The organism is Burkholderia sp. Cy-637 (assembly GCF_011753175.1).
Lineage (GTDB): Bacteria > Pseudomonadota > Gammaproteobacteria > Burkholderiales > Burkholderiaceae > Burkholderia > Burkholderia gladioli.
Genome location: NZ_VWWC01000058.1, coordinates 1 through 20,871 on the forward strand (window position 1 = coordinate 1; position 20,871 = coordinate 20,871).

At 68.7% G+C, this 20,871-nt stretch carries 20 protein-coding genes; 7 read left to right on the forward strand and 13 right to left on the reverse strand.

Translation table 11 applies throughout. From position 1 onward, the window contains the following. The 12 genes from F3J10_RS17010 to F3J10_RS17065 form a co-directional block, all read right to left on the reverse strand. The coding region (locus tag F3J10_RS17010; protein ID WP_167242554.1) for a lyase family protein at nt 1-2,508 on the reverse strand (2,508 nt) is incomplete at its 3' end. Between the two features lie 53 nt (nt 2,509-2,561). Next, nucleotides 2,562-3,704 carry a pyridoxal-phosphate dependent enzyme gene (locus F3J10_RS17015; RefSeq protein ID WP_025100044.1) on the reverse strand — a complete coding sequence of 381 codons (1,143 nt, stop codon included), beginning with the start codon at nt 3,702-3,704 and terminating at the stop codon, nt 2,562-2,564. Next, a complete protein-coding gene (locus tag F3J10_RS17020) occupies nt 3,701-4,342 on the reverse strand; it encodes a hypothetical protein (RefSeq protein WP_167242555.1) in 642 nt (213 codons plus the stop codon). Before F3J10_RS17020 ends, F3J10_RS17015 begins: the two co-directional genes overlap by 4 nt. Then, a complete protein-coding gene (locus F3J10_RS17025; RefSeq protein ID WP_025100042.1) occupies nt 4,339-5,601 on the reverse strand; it encodes an MFS transporter in 1,263 nt (420 codons plus the stop codon). The genes F3J10_RS17020 and F3J10_RS17025 overlap by 4 nt, the downstream gene beginning before the upstream one ends. A gap of 83 nt (nt 5,602-5,684) precedes the next feature. Further along, nucleotides 5,685-6,569: a kinase gene (locus F3J10_RS17030; RefSeq protein WP_025100041.1), complete on the reverse strand. Its 885-nt coding sequence runs from the start codon at nt 6,567-6,569 to the stop codon at nt 5,685-5,687. A 28-nt stretch (nt 6,570-6,597) separates the two neighbouring features. Continuing rightward, on the reverse strand, nt 6,598-7,998 hold the full coding sequence (argH, locus tag F3J10_RS17035; RefSeq protein ID WP_167233111.1) for an argininosuccinate lyase: 1,401 nt from the start codon (nt 7,996-7,998) through the stop codon (nt 6,598-6,600). Next, nucleotides 7,995-9,209 carry an argininosuccinate synthase gene (locus F3J10_RS17040; RefSeq protein WP_167242556.1) on the reverse strand — a complete coding sequence of 405 codons (1,215 nt, stop codon included), beginning with the start codon at nt 9,207-9,209 and terminating at the stop codon, nt 7,995-7,997. Before F3J10_RS17040 ends, argH begins: the two co-directional genes overlap by 4 nt. Before the next feature lie 34 nt (nt 9,210-9,243). Then, a complete protein-coding gene (locus F3J10_RS17045; RefSeq protein WP_013697626.1) occupies nt 9,244-10,062 on the reverse strand; it encodes a formyltransferase family protein in 819 nt (272 codons plus the stop codon). Between the two features lie 55 nt (nt 10,063-10,117). Beyond that, entirely contained in the window at nt 10,118-11,224 is a 1,107-nt protein-coding gene (locus tag F3J10_RS17050; protein ID WP_025100038.1) for a methyltransferase domain-containing protein, read from the reverse strand. Then, on the reverse strand, nt 11,217-12,281 hold the full coding sequence (locus F3J10_RS17055) for a histidinol-phosphate transaminase (protein WP_167242557.1): 1,065 nt from the start codon (nt 12,279-12,281) through the stop codon (nt 11,217-11,219). Before F3J10_RS17055 ends, F3J10_RS17050 begins: the two co-directional genes overlap by 8 nt. 58 nt (nt 12,282-12,339) lie before the next feature. After that, nucleotides 12,340-13,224, reverse strand: coding sequence for a cupin-like domain-containing protein (locus F3J10_RS17060; RefSeq protein WP_025100036.1), 885 nt, complete (start codon nt 13,222-13,224; stop codon nt 12,340-12,342). Next, nucleotides 13,211-13,435, reverse strand: coding sequence for an MbtH family NRPS accessory protein (locus F3J10_RS17065; protein WP_013697622.1), 225 nt, complete (start codon nt 13,433-13,435; stop codon nt 13,211-13,213). The genes F3J10_RS17060 and F3J10_RS17065 overlap by 14 nt, the downstream gene beginning before the upstream one ends. Before the next feature lie 789 nt (nt 13,436-14,224). Between F3J10_RS17065 and F3J10_RS17070 the strand changes: the two genes are divergently transcribed. The 7 genes from F3J10_RS17070 (at nt 14,225) to F3J10_RS17100 (ending at nt 20,059) form a co-directional block, all read left to right on the forward strand. Beyond that, complete coding sequence (locus F3J10_RS17070; protein WP_167242558.1) at nt 14,225-16,177, forward strand: alpha/beta fold hydrolase; 1,953 nt, start codon at nt 14,225-14,227, stop codon at nt 16,175-16,177. Between the two features lie 203 nt (nt 16,178-16,380). After that, entirely contained in the window at nt 16,381-16,692 is a 312-nt protein-coding gene (locus F3J10_RS17075) for a DUF2282 domain-containing protein (protein WP_025100034.1), read from the forward strand. Between the two features lie 132 nt (nt 16,693-16,824). Further along, the gene (locus F3J10_RS17080) at nt 16,825-17,136 is read left to right on the forward strand and encodes a DUF2282 domain-containing protein (RefSeq protein WP_013697619.1); all 312 of its coding nucleotides are present in this window, start codon (nt 16,825-16,827) and stop codon (nt 17,134-17,136) included. A 27-nt stretch (nt 17,137-17,163) separates the two neighbouring features. Then, a complete protein-coding gene (locus F3J10_RS17085) occupies nt 17,164-18,102 on the forward strand; it encodes a DUF692 domain-containing protein (protein WP_167242559.1) in 939 nt (312 codons plus the stop codon). Beyond that, on the forward strand, nt 18,092-18,871 hold the full coding sequence (locus F3J10_RS17090) for a DNA-binding domain-containing protein (RefSeq protein ID WP_167242560.1): 780 nt from the start codon (nt 18,092-18,094) through the stop codon (nt 18,869-18,871). The genes F3J10_RS17085 and F3J10_RS17090 overlap by 11 nt, the downstream gene beginning before the upstream one ends. Nucleotides 18,872-18,876: 5 nt before the next feature. Further along, nucleotides 18,877-19,380 (forward strand): DoxX family protein, encoded by a 504-nt coding sequence (locus tag F3J10_RS17095; RefSeq protein WP_025100031.1) that lies wholly within the window; start codon nt 18,877-18,879, stop codon nt 19,378-19,380. A gap of 37 nt (nt 19,381-19,417) precedes the next feature. After that, complete coding sequence (locus F3J10_RS17100) at nt 19,418-20,059, forward strand: DUF1109 domain-containing protein (RefSeq protein ID WP_025100030.1); 642 nt, start codon at nt 19,418-19,420, stop codon at nt 20,057-20,059. Between the two features lie 70 nt (nt 20,060-20,129). Here F3J10_RS17100 and F3J10_RS17105 read toward each other — a convergent pair whose 3' ends face one another. Then, the gene (locus F3J10_RS17105) at nt 20,130-20,384 is read right to left on the reverse strand and encodes a hypothetical protein (RefSeq protein ID WP_124093993.1); all 255 of its coding nucleotides are present in this window, start codon (nt 20,382-20,384) and stop codon (nt 20,130-20,132) included. Between the last annotated feature and the right edge of the window lie 487 nt (nt 20,385-20,871).

The window sequence follows — 20,871 nt, forward strand, 5'->3', positions numbered from 1 at the left end:
GGCCGCCTCGACCGGCGCGAGCGGCTCGCGCACCAGGCCCGCCAGCGCGGCCGGCGCGTCGCCGCCCGCCTCCAGCGTGGCGGTGATCAGCGCGCCTACCTCGTGATGCGCCTCGTGGAAGCTGGTGCCGGTCTCGCGCACCCGCGCGTTCGCCACCTGGGTGGCCGTCACCAGGCCCCGGTCGGCCGCGGCGCGCATCGCTTCGGGGTGCCCCTCGATGCCGTCGATCATCAGGCGCAGCAACTCGCAGCTCTCGCCGAACTCGCGCACGGCGCCGGCGCAATGCGCGGGCATCTCGGTGCCGATCTCCACCGAGTTGCTGAAGGGCGTGCGCTGCGCCGCGAACACCGCCGCATTGAGCGCGCCGGCCACGTGGCCGAGCTTGCCCTTGACGATCTCCAGCAGGTACGGGTTGCGCTTTTGCGGCATCAGCGAAGAGCCGCCGGAGAGCTCGTCGGGCAGCGCCAGGAAGTCGGTCTCGCGCATGGTCCAGAGTTGCAGGTCGTGCGCCAGGCGGCTCAAGGTGGCGGCCGCGATCGCCAGCGCCGACAGCAGGCGCAGCACCAGGTCGCGGCTGGCCACCGCGTCCAGCGCGCTGTCGAAGCTGTGGCCGAAGCCGAGCAGCGCGGCGCTGGTTTCCGGGCGAATCGGGAAATCGGTGCCGGCGCCGGCGCCCGCGCCGAGCGGGCAACTGGCGAGGTCCTCGTCGAGCGCGTCGAGCGCGGCCTGGTCGCGCCGCAGCGCGGCCTCGACCGACCAGAGGTAGTAGCCGAAGCTGCCCGGCTGGGCCACCTGGTACTGGCTGTAGACCGGCAGCGGCCAGTCGAGCGTGGCGCCGGCCTTGTCGAGCAGGGTCGAGCGCAGCCGCCAAAGGCGGTCGGCGGCGCTGTCGAACCAGTCGCGCGCGCGCAGCTTGGCGACGCAGGCGTTGATGTCGTTACGCGAGCGCGCGGTATGCACGGCGCCGCCCGCCTCCAGCCCGACGCGCTCGATCAGCAACTGCTCGTAGAGCGCGTAGCTGCCGCGCGGCGCAACCGCCTCGACGATCGCCGCGAAGCCGGCCTCGCGCTGGCGCGCCAGCTCGGCCAGCACCACCGCCGCGCGCGCCGGCGGGCACAGCCCGGCGTCGACCAGCATCAGCAGATGGGCCTCGTCGATCGCGGCATAGGCCTCCAGCTCGGCCAGGCGCTCGGCCGGCGGCTCGGGACGGCGCACGATCGCCAGCGCCTCGGGATGCAGGCCGCGGCGCAGGCGCCCCGTGCCGGCCGCCGGCGCGGGCGCGTCCGTGTCGTCCAGTTCCAGCTTCACGCGCGCCTCGATGCCGTCCAGCGCGCGCGCCAGGGTCTCGCGATCGGCCGCCGAGGCCAGCACCAGCGCGACGCGATCGCGGAAATCGCCGTCCAGCTCGACGCGCTGGCCCGGCTGGCGCAGCGCCATGAACTGCATGCGCACGCCGGCCTCGCGCGGCGCCTGGGCAAACGACAGCGCGCGAATCGTGCCGCGCCGGCCCGGCAGCACGAAGCGGATCGCGGCTTGGCCGTCGCGACGCGGCGCGAGATCGGGCGAGACGCCCGCGTGCAGGTCCACCATCGCGCCGAGCACGTCGATGCCGGTGGCCGCCTCGATCGCCTGCGGGATCATGCCGCCCGCCAGGCGCGGGTTGATCTCGATGATCACCACGCGGCCCTCGGCGATCCGGCATTCGACATGGGCCGGGCCGAAGCGATGGCCGGTGGCGTCCAGCGCGCGCAGCGTCTCGGCCACCAGCGCGTCGCGCTGGGCGGCCGGGATCGGCGCCGGGAAATCGTGGCCGCTCTCCACGAAGAACGGCAGTTCACCGAGATGCTTGCCGGTCACGCCGAGCACGCGATAACCGCGCCCCGCGCCCAGCCCCACCACCTCCACCGAGAACTCCGCGCCCTCGACGAAGGCCTGCACCAGCAGTTGCGGCACCACCGCCAGCCCGCGCTCGTTGCTGCGCGCCGCGAGGATCTGAGCGCCGTGCTCGAGCAGCTCGGCCTCGTTTCGCACCAGCCGCACGCCGACGCTGCCCGAGCCGAACGAGGGCTTCAGCACGCGCGGATAGGACAGGCCGAGCGCCAGGTCGCGCAAGGCGCTCAGGTCCGGCACCACCTCGGTGTGGGCCGCGCCCACGCCGGCCCGCTGCAGGCAGGCGGCCAGGCGTGCCTTGTCGCGGCAGGTGCGGATCGCCTCGGGGCTCGCGCCGGCCAAGCCGAAGTGCGCGGCCACCGTGGCGGCGGTCTCGATGAAATACTCGGAGGTCGAGAACACGCCGGCGATCTGCGGGAACGCGCCGAGCGCGTCGACGATGCGCGCCACGTCGGCGGTATCGACCACCAGCGGCTCGATCAGCAGTTCGCGCAGGAACGGATAGAGCTGGGGGCGGCCGGTCACGAACACCACGTGGTAGCCGCGCAGCAGCGCCTGGCGCAGGCACAGCCGGCCGGTGCCGGTGGTATTGCTTTCGATGAATACGAAGGTCTTCACGGTCAAGGGCGTCAGGTGGTCGGTTGCTCGATGGTTCGGGTTCGCCGGGCGGGTCAGGCCGCGGGGGCCGGGACCGCCGCGGTGGGCGTGGCGCGGATTTGCGCCAGCGCGTCGCCGGCCGGCTTGTCGCGGCCGGTGGCCTCGGCGAAGCTGCGCCGCTCCCACTCGAAGCGGGCCCAGGCGCCGCCGGCCGTGGCCGGGCTGCCGGCGCGCGACGGCTCGGTGGCCAGCACGGTGTCGGCCACGCCCTGCTCGCGCAGCCAGGCGTCGTCGTAGACCGAATCGATGTAGCGATGGCCTTCGTCCGGCGCGATGAACACCACGGTCTTGCCGTCCTGCCGTTGCGCGCGCACCCATTGCGCCACCATGAAGGCCGCGCCCGAGGTCGGCCCGCAGTACAGGCCGTGCTCGGCATGCAGGCGCCGCGTGCTGGCATAGACCTCGGCCGGCGACACCCAGTGCACCTCGTCGAAGCAGGCATGGTCGACATTGCCGGGATGGATCGAGTTGCCCAGCCCGCGCAGCGCGCGCTTGCCCACCGGCAGGCCGAACAGCACGCTGCCGAAGGTGTCGACGCCGACCAACCGGATCGAGGGATCGGTCTCGCGCAGCGCCTTGATGGTGCCGCAGGTGGAGGCGCCCGAGCCGACCGTGCCGACCACCACCAGGTCGCGGCCGAAGGCGGCGATCAGTTGCCGCGCGAAGGCGCGATAGGCCTGCTGGTTGTCGGGGTTGTCGTACTGGCGCGGCCAGAAGCCGCCGGGGTTGTCGCGCAACTGCTCCTGCAGCGCCTCGAGTCGCAGCACCTGAACGTTCGAGCCGGAAGCGTCGGCGCCGACGATCTGCACGCGCCCGCCGAGCTGCGCGAGACGCGCCTGCAAGCGCGCGTCGATCGCTGCGTCGCTGACGATATGGAACGGGATGCGCTTCTCCGCGCAGACGATGCCGATCCCCATCGCGAAGGTGCCGCTGGAGGTTTCGAGCACCGGCATGCCGGGATCGAGCTGGCCGGTGGCCAGCGCCTTCTCGATGATGTACTTGGCCGGCACCAGCTTCATGAGCCGGAACGCGGCGGCCACCAGGCCGGGCCGCAGCGCGATCAGGTCCGGGTGGTCGAGCGAGGCGGAAACGCTGTCGTAGAGCCGGGCGTCGAAGCCGCCGGCATGGTCGAGGATCTGGGTCATGGTGTCGTTCATGCGATCGATTGTTCGAGCATCCACAGATAGGTATCCGAATCGGTGCCGCTGCCGCGCACCGCCTTTGGCCAGCGCGCCGCGCGCCATTCGTCGGCCAGCGCGGCGCGCGCGGTCGCGTCGGCGCTGCGATGGCGCCGGTAGCACCACTCCACGCCGCTGGCGATCGCGGCCTTCAGCTCGTCGGCGAACTTGCTGGGCTCGAGCACGTGGCGCGGCAGCTCCTGGTGCGCGCCGGGCGTGCTGCCGGCGGCCGCCGGCGCGATCTCCAGCAGCTCCAGCCGACCGGTGCGGTTCTTGCGGATCGAGAGCCGGAACGCGGCGCCCGTGCCCGAGGTGATGGCCACGTGGTAGATCCCTTCGGGCACGTGGCCGGTGCCGCCCACCTTGGCGCCCGGCAGCCGGTAGTAGGACACCGTGCCGTCCTCGATCAGCACGAATTCCAGGCCCCGGTAGCGCAGCATCGAGGCGTGGAAGAAGTCGGTGATCAGCCAGCGCCGGGCATCGACGCGATGCACCCAGTAGTAGATCAGCGGATGGGCGGCGACCATCTCGCCGAAGGCGCTGCCGAGATGCTGCAGCTCGGCGGGCGCGAGCGCCTCGAACGGCGTCTCGCGGTACAGCAGACGACGCAGCTTCATGCTTCCTCCCCGGTGTCGACGCAGCGCGCGACGATGAAGATGCCGAACGCGCAGGCGGCGATCAGCGAGGACGACGCCATCACCTGATGGATCGCCAGCGATTTCGCGAGATAGCTGTACAGGAAGTACATCACCGCGATGGTGACCGACATGCAGAGCCCGATCAGCGACAGGAACGAGGCGCGGATCCGGCTCGGCAGCCGTTTGTTGAAGTACTCGTTGGCCACCACGGTGACGATCGGGTTGATGATCATCACCAGGAAGAAGCCGGCGAAATCGACCGCCACCACGTTGAACCACATCGAGGCCAGCACCGCGGTGGTGAGCAGCGTGCTGGCGATCACCACCGGGTAGAAACGCAGGAAGGACATGGTCCGCTGCATCACCAGGTAGACCACGCCGATCAGCATCTGCGCGGCGAAGAAGAACCAGGTGATGGTCTCGATGCTGAAGCCGTTGCCCTTGAACAGCGCCTGGCTGAAGGTGAAGAACGGCGAGGTGCAGGCCGCGAAGGCGGTGAAGCCGAGGATCGGCAGCGCCACGCCGCGCCAGTGGCCGCGCAGGAACGCGAACAGCTCGCGCATCACCTCGCCGCGCATCACCTCCTTGCCCGGCGGCTCGTGCCCCGCCGCCTGGCCCTCGGCGGCCAGCCGCGGCGGCTCGGCGGCGAAGCTCCAGGCCGCCAGCGCCAGCGCATAGACCACGAAGTAGGCGGCATACACGGCGTTCCACGACAGCTCCTGCAGCAGCCCGCCGGCCAGCACCGCCAGCGCCCCCGAGATCAGGCCCAGCGCGTTGGCACGCAACTGGATGCCGTTGAAGTCGGCCACCCGCCGGTCGGCCACCAGGCTGTCGTAGAGCAAGGCCGTGTCCGAGCCGTAGACCAGCGCGAGCGCGGTGCCGAGCAGCGCATAGAGGCACAGGAAGGCCACGAAGCCATCGCTGACCATTACCCCGAGCGCATACAGGCAGTAGGCGGCCAGCCCCAGCAGCACCGAACGCTTGCGGCCGAAGGCATCGCCGAACATGCCGGCCGGCACCTCGAACAGGATGTTGGCGACGAAGAACACGCCCTGCAGGATGCCGATCTGGTAGGCGTCGAAGCCCTTGTGCAACAGGAAGATCACGAAGATCGCGCGATCCACGATGGCCAGCGTCAGCACCCGGTAGGCGAGGTAGATCCGCGCGTTGCGGGTGCTGAGCCGCCCGGCCCGATCGACCGGGCTCGGCAGTTCGGCGACGGTGTCAGGCACGCGCATGGCACCCTCCCCGGCTGGCCGGCGCGGCGGCGACGGCGAGCCGCCGCGTGCGCGAGGCGCCCGGCGCGCGGCCGGGCAGGCGTTCAGCAGATCGTGTCATAGACCCTCACGCTTCCGTGGGCGGACAGCGCGTCGACCGCCCGCGCCAGGTTCGCCGCATGGTCGGCGCGCCCCGCCTCGTAGAGGATCCCGATGCAGGTGCCGCTATGCGCCGTCACCAGCCCGAGCCCGCCGGTCGCGGCGCTGACCTCCTGCACCGCCGCCAGGTGCCGCTTCGGGTTGACCTTCTGGTTGATCTGGGCGCTGCGCGTCGAGACCCGCCCGATCTCCGCCAGGTCGCGCGCCGCGAAGGCCGCCACGATCCGCTCCAGCAGCTCGTTGAACTCGGCGCGATGCTCGCGGTTGTGGCGATTGGCTTCGCCGCCGCGATGGTATTCGAGCGTGTCCAGCGTGCCGCCCTCGTCGAGCGAGACGATCTGCAGGTTCGGCAGCCGGCCCAGCCGCGCGCGCAACATGCCCTTGCGCTGCAGGTAGACCACCGATTCCGCGAACATCACGCCGTCGGTCGGCTCGATGCCGCTCATGTCGCGGCACAGCTGCTCCAGCGGCAGCTCGCGGCCCAGGTAGACCTCGATCGCGCGCGCGGTGGCCAGCAGGTCGGCCGAGGAACTGCTCAGGCCCTTGCCGACCGGGATATCGCAGTCGATATGGAAGGTGCCGCCGACCGTTCTGCCGTGACGCGCGAGGATCACCCGCGCGAGCGCGGCCGCCTTGGTCTTGCCGCTGGGCTGCGTGACGATCTCGCTGCTGCCGTGATCGGGCACGAAGGTGCTGACCGAATACTTGCGGATCGGCAGGGTGACGAGGAAGTCGCTCTCGTCCTCGAGCAGCACGCCCTGCAGCAGTTCGCCGAACGAGCAGTACGAGATGCCCGCCGCCGCGCGCGGGGCCGGATGGAAGGAACGCATGGGCTCGGACATGAGCATGGTCGTCCCGTCAGCGGCCGGACTGGTGCGCGGCCAGCATCGAGCGCAGCCGCGCGAGCAGCTCGTCGAGTGCCTGGTCGCCGCACGAGCCCAGCGAGTTCTTGCGCGCCACCATGTCCTCCACCGTGATGCGCGCCACGTCCTCGCCGAACAGCGCGCTGGCCTGCGCGAAGCGCTCGTGCGGCAGCTCGGCCACGTCCACGCCGAGCGTGTCGGCGGTCTTCACCAGCTCGCCCACCACGCGATGCGCCTCGCGGAACGGCATACCCTTGCGCACCAGGTAGTTGGCGTACTCGGTGGCGATGATGTGGCCGCCCAGCGTGGCCGCGCGCATCTTCTCGGGCACCGGCGCCATGGTGCGCACCAGCTCGGTGAGGATCGCCAGCGAGCTCATGCAGTTGTCGAGCGCGGCGAACCAGGCGGTCTTGTCCTCCTGCAGGTCCTTGTTGTAGCCCAGCGGCAGCGCCTTGAGCAGGGCCATCAGGCTCATCGCGTTGCCGATCACCGAGGCCGACTTGCCGCGCACCAGCTCGGGCACGTCGGGGTTCTTCTTCTGCGGCATGATCGAGCTGCCGGTGCAGTAGCCGTCGGCCAGCGCGATGAAGCCGAACTCCTGGCTGGTGAAGGAGATCAGCTCCTCCGACAGGCGCGACAGGTGGATCATCAGGTTGGCCGCGTGCGCGCCGAACTCGACCAGGTAGTCGCGGTCGGACACCGAATCGATGCTGTGCAGGGTGGGCTCGCGAAAGCCCAGCAGCGAGGCCGACAGGCGGCGGTCGATCGGCAGGCTGGTGCCGGTCGAGGCGCAGGCGCCGAGCGGGCACTGGTCGGCGCGCTCGAGCGCGTCGACGAAGCGGCTGCGGTCGCGCTCCAGCATCACCACGTAGGTGGCCAGCCAGTGCGTGTAGTAGGTGAACTCGGCGCGCTGCAGGTGCGTGTAGGACGGCATCACCAGCCCGGCGTGCTGCTCGCCGTGCTCGAGCAGGGTGCGTTGCAGCGTGTCGATCGCGTCCACCAGCTCGCGCGTCGAGCGCATGAAGTAGATGCGCTGCGCGGTGGCCTGCTGGTCGTTGCGGCTGCGCGCGGTATGGGTCTTCTTGCCGAGCTCGCCGACCTTCTCCACCAGCAGCGTCTCGAGATTCATGTGGATGTCCTCGAGCGCCGGGCGCAGCGTGATCTCGCCGGCCTGCCAGCCGGCGCGGATCTCGCCGAGCGCCGCGGCCAGCGCCGCGTGCTCGTGGTCCTGCAGCAGCCCCACCGCGTGCTGCATGTCGACGTGGGCGGCGGTGCCGTCGATGTCGGCCTCGAACAGGCGCGCCTCCAGCGGCAGGCTGGTGTTGAAGGCCACCAGGCTGTCGGTCATCTGCTGGCTGAAGCGGCCGGCCCAGGGATTCGCCAGGGGCGTGCTCATGCCTGGCCTCCCGCTTTCGCGCCGCGCGCGGCCTCGATGCCGATGCGCAGGCCCAGGGTGTTGAGGAAGCCGGTGGCGTCCTCGCCGCTGATCGACTGGCCCGCGTGCAGGGTGACCAGGTCGCGTGAGTACAGCGATTGCGGCGACTCCACCGCGGCGGCGGTGGCCGAGCCCTTGTAGAGCTGCACCGTCACTTCGCCCGTCACGTACTTCTGGGTCTCGTCGATCAGGGCCTGCAGGCACTGGCGCTCGTCGCTGAACCACAGGCCGCGGTAGACGATGTCGCCGTATTCGTCGGACACCAGGTTGCGCAGGCGCTCGACGTCGCGGCCCAGGGTGATCTTCTCGAGCTTGCGGTGCGCCGTGTGCAGGATGGTAAGCGCCGGGTTCTCGAACACGCCGCGCACCTTCAGGCCGTTGATACGGTTCTCGATGATGTCCTGGAAGCCCACGCCGTTGCGCGCGCCGGCCGCGTTCAGGCGCGCCACCAGCTCGACCGGGCCCAGCGCCTCGCCGTCCACGCTGACCGGCACGCCCTGCTCGAAGCCCACGCGCAGCGTTTCGATCGCGTCCGGCGCGAGCGTCGGCGGCGTGATCCAGTTGGCGTCGTGCCAGTCGAATGCATTACCCACGCTCTCCAGGTAGTCGCCCTCGGTGGTGATGTGCACCAGGTTCTCGTCGTGGCTGAGCAGGTTGTCCGGGCGGCTCTCGACCGGGATGCCGTGCTTCTGGCAATAGGCGAACAGGTCCTCGCGCGAGGCGATGTCCCACATCCGCCACGGCGCCACGGTCGGCAGGTTCGGCGCGAGGATGCGCGAGGCCATCTCGAAGCGCACCTGGTCGTTGCCCTTCTGGGTGCAGCCGTGCGAGAGCGTGTCGACGTCGTGCGCCAGCGCGTAGTCGGTGAGGCCCTTGACGATCGCCGGGCGCGCCAGCGGCGTGCCGAGCAGGTAGTCGCGCTCGTAGGCGGCATTGGCCTTCAGCGCCGGGAACATGTAGTCGCGGATGAAGGTCTCGCGCAGGTCGGCGATCACCAGTTCGTCGGCGCCGGCGATCGCGGCGCGCTTCTTCATGCGCTCCCAGTCCTCCTTCTGGCCGAGGTTGGCGCAGTAGGCGGTGACGCGGCAGTCGAACTGCTGCTTGAGGAAGTGCAGCGCGGTGGAGGTGTCGAGGCCGCCCGAGTAGGCGAGCAGGATGTGCTTGGGTTTCATGTCTGGTCTTCCGTGAGGGTGGATCGCCGCCGGGTCAGCCGACGAGATAGTTGTCGCGCTTGCCGCGCACCTGGTTGACGTTGTCGACGAGTTCCGAGAACTCGATGCCGATGCTGTATTTCTTGCCGTCGATCTGCATCAGGCAGCCGCCCTCGCCGCGAAAGCTGAAGGTGCGCAGCAGGTCGATCAGCTCGCGCGCCACGTAGGTCGCGTCCGGGTCGATCTCCATGGCCGCGGTGGTCTCGGTGATCTTCTTGCGCGTGCCGCCGTGGCGCTGGCGGAACAGCCGGTAGGTGCCGGTCTCGATGCTCGGCCAGGTGGTGCGGAACAGCTCGATCGAGGCGTCCATGTGCTTGTCGTAGATGATGTCGCCGGTATCGGTGCCTTCCACGCGCACGCGCATCTGGCTGATGATCGGCCCGGCATCCACCGCGGTCTCGATGCGATGGATGCTCACCCCCGCCGGGGTGCCGTCGAGCACCGCCCAGGCGTAGTAATAGAAGCCCTTGTTGTAGGGCAGGTAGCCCGGATGCAGGTTGATCGAGTCCTTGGCGGCCAGCGCCAGGAAGCGGTCGTCGAGGATGTAGTCGAAATAGATCGAGACGATGAAGTCGGGCGCGAGCGGCACGATCAGCTCGTCGAAACGCGCGCGCGCGTCGAGCACGTTGATCGCCGGAATCGCGTGCCGCTCGCACAGCGCGAGGATCTCGTCGAGCTGCACCGCATTCGCCTCGGGATGGACGATCACGGCCACCACCTCGACGCTCGGCCGCTGCGCCAGGTAGCGCAGCGATTCGAGCCCGGCGATGTTGTCGATGCAGAGCAGCACCTTGTCGCGAATTGGGGTATTCATTCAGGAATCCTGTTCGGTCCGCGCGCGGGGCGGCGCGCGGTCGTTGTCCGGTCGCTCAGTCGGCCTCGCCGCGGTGCTTGAGCACGTAGCAGATGCCGAAGCCGGTCGGGTCGGCCTTGGCGCTGGTCACCTCGTCGCGCACGATGTCGTAGCCGGCCTCGTCGAAGATCTGGTCCCACTCGCGCTTGGGCAGCAGCAGCTGGTTGGTGAACGGATGCAGCAGGAAGTACGGGTTGTAGTAGCCGCGTCCCATCGGCGCCTGCATGGCGGCCGCGTTGTCGATGTCGTAGTCGACCTCCATCACCATCAGGTAGCTGCCGGCGAACTTGCGGCCGAGCTTGCGCAGGTACTCGATGAAGGCCGGGCGGCCGATCTGCGAGATGATTTCCTGCAGCACGAAGCCGAACAGGATGAAGTCGGGCGCCTCGTCGATCTCGTAGTCGAGCGCGTCGACATTGACCAGGCGGATCTGGTCCTGCATGCCCATCGACTCGACCTGGCGCAGGCCGGCCTCGTAGGCGCCGGTGTCCGGCTCGATGCCGACCGCCTTGATCGCGCCGAGCTCCTTGACCAGGGTGCAGAGGTATTGCGCGTTGCCGCAGCCGAAGTCGACGATCTGCTTCGCGTCGGGCTTGACCGACTCGATGAAGGCCTTGGTGATCGGAATCGTGTCGTACTGCGAGATCTGGCAACTGCCGACGCCGACCAGCCGGCCGTTGCGCTTGTAGCCGTCGATGCCCTCGGTCAGCATCGCGCCGACGTTCGAGAAGATGCTGTCGTAGCCGCCGATCAGGATGTTGAACCAGCCCTCGTAGTGCTTGATGCGCGAGCCGTAGTCGGACAGGCGGAAGCTCGCCTGCGGGTCGCGCCCCTCGCCCTCCTTCACCAGCAGCCCCTCGACGGCGAGGTATTCGAAGATGGTGCGCAGCAGGTACGCGTCCATCTTGCGGCCCTCGGCGATCTGCGCGAGCGACTTGCCCGCCAGCAGGTCGTCGAACACGCCGAGCTGCAGCATCTGGAAGATCACCTTGGCGCCGACGAAACCCTTCACGTAGTCGAGCGTCTTGAACTGTTCCGGCTGGAACCAGGTCGAGTCGAGGATGGCCTCGACGGTCGGTTCGGCATCGCGCACGTCGGCGCGTTCGAGCGTTGCTTCAGTCATGGAATTCACCTTGGATGGAAACGGATTCGGAAAAACCGGCGGCTTCGGGGAAGCTGCCGAGCGCGGCCAGCAGACGATCGTTCTCGTGAGCGAGGCCGATGCTGATGCGCAGGTGGCCGGCCAGGCCGAACTGCGCGGCGTCCTTCACTTGCACGCCCTGCCCGGCCAGCCAGGCCAGCGTGCGCGCGCCGGCCGGGTTGGCGACCAGCACGAAGTTCGCCTCGGAGGGCACCACGCGGTAGCCGAGCGCGCGCAGCGCCTCGCTCACGCGAGCGCGCTCGGCCAGGATCGACGCCACGTGCGTGTCGCGGGCCTGGTCGTGGTCGAGCACGGCCTCCAGCGCGTTCAGCTCGAGCGTGCCGACATTGCTGAACCACTGGCGGCGCTTCATCGACGCGATCGCCTCGGCCGGCCCGAACAGCACGCCCAGCCGCAGCCCGGCCAGCCCGTAGGACTTCGAGAACGAGCGGAACACGTACTCGTGCTCGCCGAAGGCGGGCCGCTGGCGCCGCCGCGTCGAGTAGTCGACGTAGGTCTCGTCGATCAGCAGCTTGCCGGCGCGCGCGCGCAGCGTTGCCAGTTCGTCCTCGCCCAGCAGCAGGCTGGTCGGGTTCGAGGGGCTGGCGAGCGTGACGAAGTCCTCGCGCGTGAGCCGGGCCAGGTCGGCCGGGTCCAGTTGCAGCGACTCGGTCAGCCCCAGCTCGAAGTGCGGCAGGCCATACACGCCGATCCGCCCGCGATAGCCGTCGAAACCGGGCCAGGCGCTGACCTGGCGCATGCCCGGAAACGCCTCGCAGAGCCGGTCGAAACACTCGTCGATGCCGCGCACCAGCATCAGGTTCGCTTCCGGGCAGTCGAAGTGCTCGGCAAGCCGGCGCATCACGCGCGGTTCGTCCTCGAACGGATAGCGGTTGACGCGCGAGGCGGCGGCGGTGATGGCCGCCACCACCGCCGCCTCGACCGGCGCCGGGTTCTCGTTGAACGCGAGGCAGACGGCCTCGACGGCTGTCGCCGTGCGCACGCCTGCTGCCCGCTCCTTCACTGCTCCATCGCTCACGGTGTGATCCTTGCCGGGTGGGTTGGGAATCGCTGCCTGGCTGCCTGGCACGTCGGGCTCAGCGCGGCGGCGGGTTGAGGCCGGCGCGCTCGTTGCGCATGCCCTTCCAGCGCCAGCCCTCGATCGCGCGCTTGATGTACTCGCCGAAGAACTCCGGCACCAGGCTGAACAGTTGCGGATAGGTGATGAAGAACGAGCTGATCGAGATCGACACGTCCATCGAGATCACGCAGTGGCACCAGTTGCGCGGAATGTGCAGCGACTCGCCCGGCTCGATGATCACGCGATAGGGCGTGGCCTCGCGCAGCTTCGGGAAGCGCTTGAAATCGGGGTTCTCGATGTCGACCGGGCTGAAGGTCTCGCGCTCGAACTCGCCGATGTAGAGATGCGACTTGGCCTGCTCCGGCGGGAACAGCCAGACCATCTTGCGGCCGACGATCTGGGTCAGGAAGTTCGGCATCGGATCGGTGTGGGTGGGCGTGTGCGTGCCGGCCGGCCCGATCCACAGGTACGAGTCCATGTGCGCGCCGGGGATGTGCTCGATATGCCCCTTGATGTACGGGTGCTGGACCAGGTCGGTGCGCAGGTTCGGGAAGGTCTTGCGGAACGGGTGCGAGGCCATGTAGTACATGTGGTCCGGCTTCTCGCGCAGGATCGCGATCAGTTCCCTGAGCTTCATCTCCTGGAAGCGCAGGTACTTCACGTAGCCCTGCGGGCTGTTGTTGCCCGGCCCGCGCTCGTGCGGCTGGAAGCTCTCGACGCCGATCGTCTCCTCGCCGAAGTTCTTCTCGAAGTAGTCGAGCGACCACTTCTGCATGGCGGGCCAGCCGCCCAGCGCGCCCGCGATCTTCACCGGGCGGTCCTTGTTCAGGTAGTGCTTGCGGAAGTCCGAGACCTTGGGCTGGTGCAAGGTGTCGACGGACAGGATTTCATCGAACGGCATGGTCAATTTCCGATCCCGAATGTTGGTTGAGGTGTTCGCGGACGCTGGCGGGCACCATGTCCGTCCAAAGTTGCTCGATCCGCTGCAGGCAGGCCTGCTTGCTGGCGGGTTCGCCGACCGTCTCCCAGCCGGCAGGCAGGTTGCGTCCGTCGAGCCATACCGAGTACTGCCCCTCGCTGTTTCGCACTACAAAATACAAATCGTCATCCATGGCTGTTCCCCTGGAAAGGCAATGTGAAGCGCCGAACTTCGCCGCGATCGCGGCCGGGCCGCGTCGCGCGAATGCAGAAGCCGCCTGCCCCGTCAGGGGATATCGAAATGCGCCGCCACCTGGTCAATTCGGATTGGTCAACAAAATCACCCGAAAAACATAATGTCGATTCATTCCCGGCTCCAATGAGCGCAAAGACTGAGGCATCCGCCTTACGAGTGTCAAGACTTATTCAAATAACGAGTCATTTTGAGTTAAATCAGAAAACGATCCGATATCAATTGAAAAAGTTTTGAAGCGTAAATAAATGAATCGAACCTGCCGATTCTGACGGCGGAAAAACTTACATCGCGCCGACACTGGCTGGCATTCGGGAAACGTGATATCACGCGCGCGGTCGCGCCGGCGCGAAGCTTACATGCCAGGTTGCCGCCATCGCCCCACATCCCTTTGCCGGCGCGGATTCAGCCAGGTCGCTCGAGCCGGCCTTACAGGCCGGGGCATGATTTGAAAGGCATTTTTCATATTGGCATTCTTTGTGTTATCGAGCCTCGACGCGCTCAAGACGATCGTTTTCTTATCGCCATCACTCATTCCGGGAAATTTCGATATCGTCACTTAATGCCGTCGGCGCGCGAAATTATTACCTGGCATTGCTGTTTCATTTATTGACCACCGCACCCGACGTCAACCGGAATCCCAATTGATTTCTTTTTTTATTCATTCCGAATCGGATCGGTGAAGTCAAAACGCTATGATTGAACGCGGCGATTATTCATTTTTTATTTATTGCGAAGCGGATCACGAATTAGGCGATTGATGCGGGATGTTTCGCGAATCGCCTCATGCGCACCATCCGCGTTTCCACAAACGCAACCCGGAACGACAATGTTGCACGAACAGGAACGACCGAAGGAAGCGCCGACGACGCCGTCACCGAACCACGCCGAAAGCGCCGGCGATACGCCCGGCGCGGCTTCTCATCGGGCCGCTCGCGCGCCCGAGGCCGAGACGCGAGACACGATCGCCGTGCTGGCCGACGGCATCGGCGAGCTGGAAAGCACGGCACCGCTGGAAGAAATGCAACGATCGCGTCTGATGGCCAGCTTGCTGGATCCAGGCGGCGAAGGACGTCCATCGTCGCTGACGCTGGCGTTCGCCTCGCGTGCACGGCTCGATGCCTGCCTGGCGTCGCTGCAGCGTGCGATCGACGGCAATGCTGCCTTGCGCGGCGGCGTGGCCTGGGCGCTGCCTTCGCGGCCGATGCGCTTCACGCTGCGCGAGGCGACGCTACGGGTTCATACCGCCCGGCTGGCGGCCGGCATCGACGGCGAGGCGCAGTTGACGGCACTGGCCGCCCTGCCCGGCATGCAAATCGATCCGCAACGGCCGCCGCTATTGCATGCCGTGATTGCGCGCCTGCCCGGTGCGCGGCCATGGCGGTTGCAGTTGCTGGCCTCACCGCTCGCTATCGGACTCGATGCGCTCGCAACCTTCCTGCGCGAGGCCGTCGCCGACGATCCCGGCTCCGGGCTGGCCGTGTTTCAACGGATCGAGCCCCTCCCCGCCGCATTGGGCCCCGCCCCGTGGCATGAGATCGAGGCCCACGCACCCGCAAGCACCGAAGCGGGCGATGCCGATGTCGACACGGATACGGCGCTGTGTTCCCAGCTCGCCGCGCTGGCCGCCGAAGCGACCGGTCTGGCCTCGAACGGCCTGCATGCCGACCTGCTCGGCAGCGAAGCGCCCGAGGAACGCGCGCTGCAGGCCCTGCGGATCGCCATGCAGGTTCGCGATCGGCTGGACGTCTCGATCCCGCTCGGCGCGTTGCTCGCAGCGCCGACGCCGGCAGGCATGGCGACGTATCTCTCCGGCGTCGTGCAAGCACGGGCCCGTGTTACCGGCCAGGACGAGCCCGCGCCAATTCCGATCCAGGCGGGGCGACACGCGCAGCCGCCCGTGTTCTGCCTGCCCGGCGCCGGCGCCAGCGCGGCGAGCTTCGTGGCACTCGCCACCGCGCTCGGCCCCGGCGTGCCGATCCATGGCTTGCAGGCACGCGGCCTCGACCCACGACAGGCGCCCGAAACCAGCGTCGAGGATGCCGCGCGCCGCCATCTGCAATCGATCCTGGCGCTATGCCCGCAAGGCCCGGTGAGGATCGTCGCGCACTCGTTCGGCGGCTGGATCGCGCTCGAGACGGCGCGGCAGCTCGAACGGCTGGGGCGCCGCTGCGCGCCGCTGGTGCTGCTCGATTCGCCGCCGCCGCCGATCCTGCCGCTCGCACCCGAACCGAGCCCTGCCGATATCCTTCGCACCCTGGTGCGCCTGCTGGAGCAATCCTCGGGGCTGTCGTTCGAGCTCGACGACGCAAGGATCGAAGCCGCCGCCGCGAGCGATTTCGAGGCGCGGCTCGCCTTCGTCGGCAAGCTGATGCGCGACGCCGCCCTGTTGCCGCCCGCCGCGGGTGCACATCGGGACGCCGCCATCGCGCCAATGCTGCGTACCTTCGAGGCGCAACTGCGCTCCTGCCATGTCGCGCGTGGGCGCCTCGACGGCGAAGCCATCGTGATCGTCGCGCACGACGGCGGCGAGGGCAGCCCGATGCCGGGCGCGTTCGGCTGGAGCGCGCTGGTCGAGCACGTGGAGTTCGCCGTGATGCGCGGCAATCACATGAGCCTGCTCCAGGAGCCGGCCGTGCGTGAGATCGCGCTGACGATGCGCGAACGCTGGCGCATCGTCTGAGGCGGCCGGGGCGCCCGCTCTTCCACCTTGCTCGTCACGCCTGCGCCGCGGTCCGCCTTCCCGCCGCTTCGCCGCCGTCCTCCCCGCCTCGACCGCGGCTCGCAAAAAAACTTTCCCCGTGCTGTAACCGCCGTCCCTGATGCGTCGAACTCACTGTCGTACCCGCTGCGGGTATCACTCACCTACCCATCAGGAGAATCACCATGTCGGCAAAGCAATCGATCCATTCCGCCCTCGTCCTCGGTGCCGTCGCGAGCCTGCTCGCCTCGGTCGCCCACGCCGCCCCGCTCACCAAGGCCGAGGAAGGCGCGGCCATCGCGGCTCACAAGGAAAAGTGCTACGGCGTGGCGCTCAAAGGCCAGAACGACTGCGCGGCAGGCCCCGGCACCACCTGCCAGGGCACCTCGACGGTCGACTTCCAGGGCAACTCGTGGAAGTTCGTGCAGGGCGGCACCTGCGCCAGCATCGTCACGCCGGGCGGCGGCCACGGTTCGACCACGCCGATCAAGTCCTGATCGCCGCTGTTTCCAACGATGGCGGCCCTTCGCGAAAAATTCGCAGCTCGCTGTAACCCGCCGCCGTCCTCCAACGAACTCACTGCCGTACCCACACCAGGTACCCCTCATCCACCCATCAGGAGAATCACCATGTCGGCAAAGAAATCGGTCAATTCCGCTCTCATCCTCGGTGCCGTCGCGAGCCTGCTCGCCTCGGTCGCCCACGCCGCTCCGCTCACCAAGGCCGAGGAAGGCGCGGCCATCGCGGCTCACAAGGAGAAGTGCTACGGCGTGGCGCTCAAAGGCCAGAACGATTGCGCGGCAGGTCCCGGCACGACTTGCCAGGGCACCTCGACGGTCGATTTCCAGGGCAACTCGTGGAAGTTCGTGCAGGGCGGCACCTGCACCAGCATCGTGACGCCGGGCGGCGGCCACGGTTCGACCACGCCGATCAAGTCCTGATCGCCGCCGGCGGCCCAGGAGACGAGCATGATGGAGTTCCTCAGCCCGGCAGGCCACGAGCCCAGCCGTCTCCAGCCGGCCGCCGCGCAGGCGGGCCTGCTGGCCGGCACCAGCCTCAAGAGCCAGCACATCGCCGAGATCCTCGACGAAACCCTGCACGACGCATTCTTCGAAGTCCATGCCGAGAACTACATGGGCGCGGGCGGCCCGCCCCATCGCTGGCTGGCCGCCGTGCGCGAGCGCCATGCGCTGTCGGTGCATGGCGTGTGCATGTCGATCGGCGGCCCGGCCCCGCTCGATGCCGCGCATCTCGCGCGCTTCGGCGAGGTGGTGCGGCGCTACCAGCCCGCGCTGGTTTCCGAGCACCTGGCCTGGTCCTCGCATGGCGGCGCGTTCTTCAACGACCTGCTGCCGCTGCCCTACACGAAGGCCACGCTCGAGCGCGTCTGCGATCACCTCGACCAGGTGCAGAACGCGATCGGCCGCGCCATCCTGCTCGAGAATCCGTCCACCTACGTGGCCTTCGCGCAGTCGAGCTTCAGCGAGACCGAATTCATCCGCGAGGTGGCGCGACGCAGCGGCTGCGGCCTGCTGCTCGACCTCAACAACGTGTTCGTGTCCGCGACCAATCACGGCGGCTCGGCCGAGGCCTACCTCGCCGAGTTCCCGATCGAGCGGGTCGGCGAGATCCACCTGGCCGGCCATACCGAGCAGCGCGACGACGAAGGCGAGGCGCTGCTGATCGACAGTCACGATCGCCCGATCGCCGATGCGGTCTGGCAACTCTATGCCGACCTGATCGCGCGCACCGGCCCGATCCCGACGCTGATCGAATGGGACAGCGCGCTGCCCGACTGGCCGACGCTGCGCGCGCAGGCGCTCGAGGCGCGGCGCATCCAGCTCGCGCTCGCGCCGCGTTCCGAACCAGCCCGTGCCCACCACGAGGCCGCCGATCATGCGTACTGAGATCGATATGGATAACTACGCTTCGGCATTCGCACCGGGCCTGATCGACCCTCGCGTCGACGCGCCGGCCGAGCTGGTCGCGCATCGAGGCAAGCGGGTCGCGAAGCGCTACGACGTCTATCGCAACAACGTCACGGTCAGCCTGATCGACGCGCTGGCCGCGATCTACCCGGCCGTGCAGCGCATCACCGGCACCGAATTCTTCCGTGCCATGGCGCGCTTCCATCTGCGCGAGACGCCGCCCGTCTCGCCCCTGCTGTTCGAATACGGCCGCGATTTCCCGGCCTTCATCGAGCGCTACGAGCATGCGCGCGCGATGCCCTGGCTCGCCGACACGGCACGCATCGAGCGCGCCTGGCTCGACGCCTATCACGCGGCCGATGCCGAACCGCTGTCGGCGCAGGACTTCGCCGCCTTCGCGCCGCAGCGGCTGGCCGAGCTGCGCTTCACGCCGCATCCGGCCACGCGCATGGTGCGCTCGCCCTATTCGGCGCTGGCGATCTTCGCGATGAACCGGGGCGACGCGCCGCTGCGCACGCTCGATGCCAGCGAGGCGGAAGACGCGCTCGTCACGCGCCCCGGCCTGGAGGTGATCGTCACGCGCCTGCCGGCCGGCGGCGCCGAATTCCTCGGCAGCCTGATCGACGGCGCCACGCTCGGCGAGGCAGTCTCGCTCGCCATGCAAACCCAACCCGCGTTCGAGCTGTCCGCCCATCTCGGCGGCATGCTCGATGCCGGCGTGTTTAGCGCCGCCCACCTCGGAGACTGATCATGATGTCCGACGCCCGAACCCTGAAGCGCTCGCCGCTGGCCTGCGCCGCCGTGCTGGTCGGCCGCGCGCGCCGCGCGGTGCAATGGCTGGCCCGCCCCTGGCTGGTCCAGCTGGTGCTCCGCCTGGCCCTGGCGGTGCCGTTCTGGAAATCGGGGATCCTGAAATGGAACGGTTTCCTGCAGCTCAACGACACGGCGATCGAGCTGTTCACCAGCGAATTCCAATTGCACCTGCCCGGCGGCCCCTATCCGTTCCCGGCGCCGGCCCTGTTCGCCTTCCTGTCCGGATGCGGCGAGGTACTGTTCCCGGTGCTGCTGGTGCTCGGCCTCGGCACGCGCTTCGCGGCGATCGGCCTGCTGCTGATGACCTGCATCGTCGAGCTGACCGTGCCCGACGGCTGGCCGGTGCACCTGACCTGGGCCGCGATGGCGCTCGGCATCGCCGCCTGGGGACCGGGCCGGATCTCGATCGACCATCTGCTCGGCGATCGTTCGCCGCGCGACTGACACGGCGCGACGGCCGGCAGCCCGACGAGATGCTCCGATGAAAACCCGCGAACTGGTCGCGCGGCTCGCCGCCGATGCCGGGCCGGTCGAGCCCGACCGCGTGACGCGCCGGATCGGGCGCGCCCTGCTGGGCGGCTTGGCCGGCAGCATCGCGCTGCTGGTCGCGCTCTACGGCATCCGCAGCGACATGCCGCAAGTGCTGCTGAGCGCGGCCTTCTGGATCCGGCTGGCGTTCCCGCTGGCGATCATGGTGGCGGCGGTGCAGTTGACCGAGCGACTCGGCCGGCCCGGCGCGCCCACGCGCCTGGCCTGGTTCGCCGCGGCACTGCCGCTGGCGGTCATGGCGCTGGCCGGCATCGGCCTGCTGCTGGCGACGCCGCCCGGCTACCGGCTGCAATTGATGCTGGCCGACTGCTGGCCGCTCGCGGTCGGGAACCTGGTGCTGCTGTCGCTGCCACCGCTGGCTGCCGCGATGCATGCCTTGAAGGGGCTGGCGCCCACCCGCCTGGCGCTGGCCGGCGCGGGCGCCGGGCTGCTGGCCGGCGCGCAGGGCCTGCTGGTGGATTCGCTGTATGGGGCCGACGGCGCGCTGTCGCTCTGGGGGCTGGCCTATGCGCTGGCGATCGGCCTGACCAGCGCGCTCGGTGCCGCGCTGGCGCCCAGGTACCTGCGCTGGTGAGACGGATCGATGATGCCGCGTCGCGCAGGAGCGCGACGGGAATGGGAACGGGACAACGTGGAAATCGGGATCAGCCGCCGCCGACGCAGGCTTCCTCGGCCGAGATCGTCTCGCGCAGCGCGGCGGTGTGCTCGATGAAGGCCGCGTACATCAGCAGCGAGCAATCGCTGTCGCGCAGCGCGACGCCCCGCTGCTCGGCCTCGCTGTCGAGCAGGCGCAGCAGGCCCTCGCGATCGCTGCACTGGTCCAGCATCGCCTTGAGCAGGATCTCCTGGGCATGGACCCGGCCGGACAACACGTCGATCCGCATCTCGTCCCTGCTCATCCTGCCCGCGCCCGCCGCGGCTCCGGTTCGCTCGCGCCGCTGCGTGCCGTCTCGATACTGCCCGTTCATCTGGTCTTGCTCCCGTAATGCATGTCGCGCGCCCGGCGCGATGCCGCGGCCGCGCTAACCGGCCCCGCGCGCGAAGCCGTCCTGTCTGCCCTGTCCTGCCCGATGTGCGGCTCGCGCCGCGGTTCAGCTGACGAAGATCGCCAGCGCCACCGCGCAGGCCACCAGCAGGGCACTCGCCCCGAGCAGGTATTTCTCGAACGTCACGGCCCGGCTGCGGCGCGGTTCGCCCAATGGAGTTTCCATTGCCCTCTCGATATCGAAACGACGCCGCGAATCGAAACGCGCGGCGGCTGAGCCAGATCGCGGCATCTGCCGCGAGTTGAAGGAATTCCGGTTTTTCAACATCGCGGAATGAATACGGGGATTATGCAATCCGCGCCTTTCATTCGCGATAGACGGCATTCTGTTATCGACAACA

Excerpts from the sequence above, each read along its gene's own strand:
- F3J10_RS17030 (WP_025100041.1), bottom strand. The coding sequence starts at position 6,569 with ATGCGTTCCTTCCATCCGGCCCCGCGCGCGGCGGCGGGCATCTCGTAC.
- F3J10_RS17040 (WP_167242556.1), bottom strand. The coding sequence starts at position 9,209 with ATGAAACCCAAGCACATCCTGCTCGCCTACTCGGGCGGCCTCGACACC.
- F3J10_RS17050 (WP_025100038.1), bottom strand. The coding sequence starts at position 11,224 with ATGACTGAAGCAACGCTCGAACGCGCCGACGTGCGCGATGCCGAACCG.
- F3J10_RS17020 (WP_167242555.1), bottom strand. The coding sequence starts at position 4,342 with ATGAAGCTGCGTCGTCTGCTGTACCGCGAGACGCCGTTCGAGGCGCTC.
- F3J10_RS17075 (WP_025100034.1), top strand. The coding sequence starts at position 16,381 with ATGTCGGCAAAGCAATCGATCCATTCCGCCCTCGTCCTCGGTGCCGTC.
- F3J10_RS17095 (WP_025100031.1), top strand. The coding sequence starts at position 18,877 with ATGTCCGACGCCCGAACCCTGAAGCGCTCGCCGCTGGCCTGCGCCGCC.
- argH (WP_167233111.1), bottom strand. The coding sequence starts at position 7,998 with ATGAGCACGCCCCTGGCGAATCCCTGGGCCGGCCGCTTCAGCCAGCAG.
- F3J10_RS17100 (WP_025100030.1), top strand. The coding sequence starts at position 19,418 with ATGAAAACCCGCGAACTGGTCGCGCGGCTCGCCGCCGATGCCGGGCCG.
- F3J10_RS17045 (WP_013697626.1), bottom strand. The coding sequence starts at position 10,062 with ATGAATACCCCAATTCGCGACAAGGTGCTGCTCTGCATCGACAACATC.
- F3J10_RS17105 (WP_124093993.1), bottom strand. The coding sequence starts at position 20,384 with ATGAGCAGGGACGAGATGCGGATCGACGTGTTGTCCGGCCGGGTCCAT.
- F3J10_RS17080 (WP_013697619.1), top strand. The coding sequence starts at position 16,825 with ATGTCGGCAAAGAAATCGGTCAATTCCGCTCTCATCCTCGGTGCCGTC.
- F3J10_RS17015 (WP_025100044.1), bottom strand. The coding sequence starts at position 3,704 with ATGAACGACACCATGACCCAGATCCTCGACCATGCCGGCGGCTTCGAC.
- F3J10_RS17025 (WP_025100042.1), bottom strand. The coding sequence starts at position 5,601 with ATGCGCGTGCCTGACACCGTCGCCGAACTGCCGAGCCCGGTCGATCGG.
- F3J10_RS17065 (WP_013697622.1), bottom strand. The coding sequence starts at position 13,435 with ATGGATGACGATTTGTATTTTGTAGTGCGAAACAGCGAGGGGCAGTAC.
- F3J10_RS17060 (WP_025100036.1), bottom strand. The coding sequence starts at position 13,224 with ATGCCGTTCGATGAAATCCTGTCCGTCGACACCTTGCACCAGCCCAAG.
- F3J10_RS17090 (WP_167242560.1), top strand. The coding sequence starts at position 18,092 with ATGCGTACTGAGATCGATATGGATAACTACGCTTCGGCATTCGCACCG.
- F3J10_RS17085 (WP_167242559.1), top strand. The coding sequence starts at position 17,164 with ATGATGGAGTTCCTCAGCCCGGCAGGCCACGAGCCCAGCCGTCTCCAG.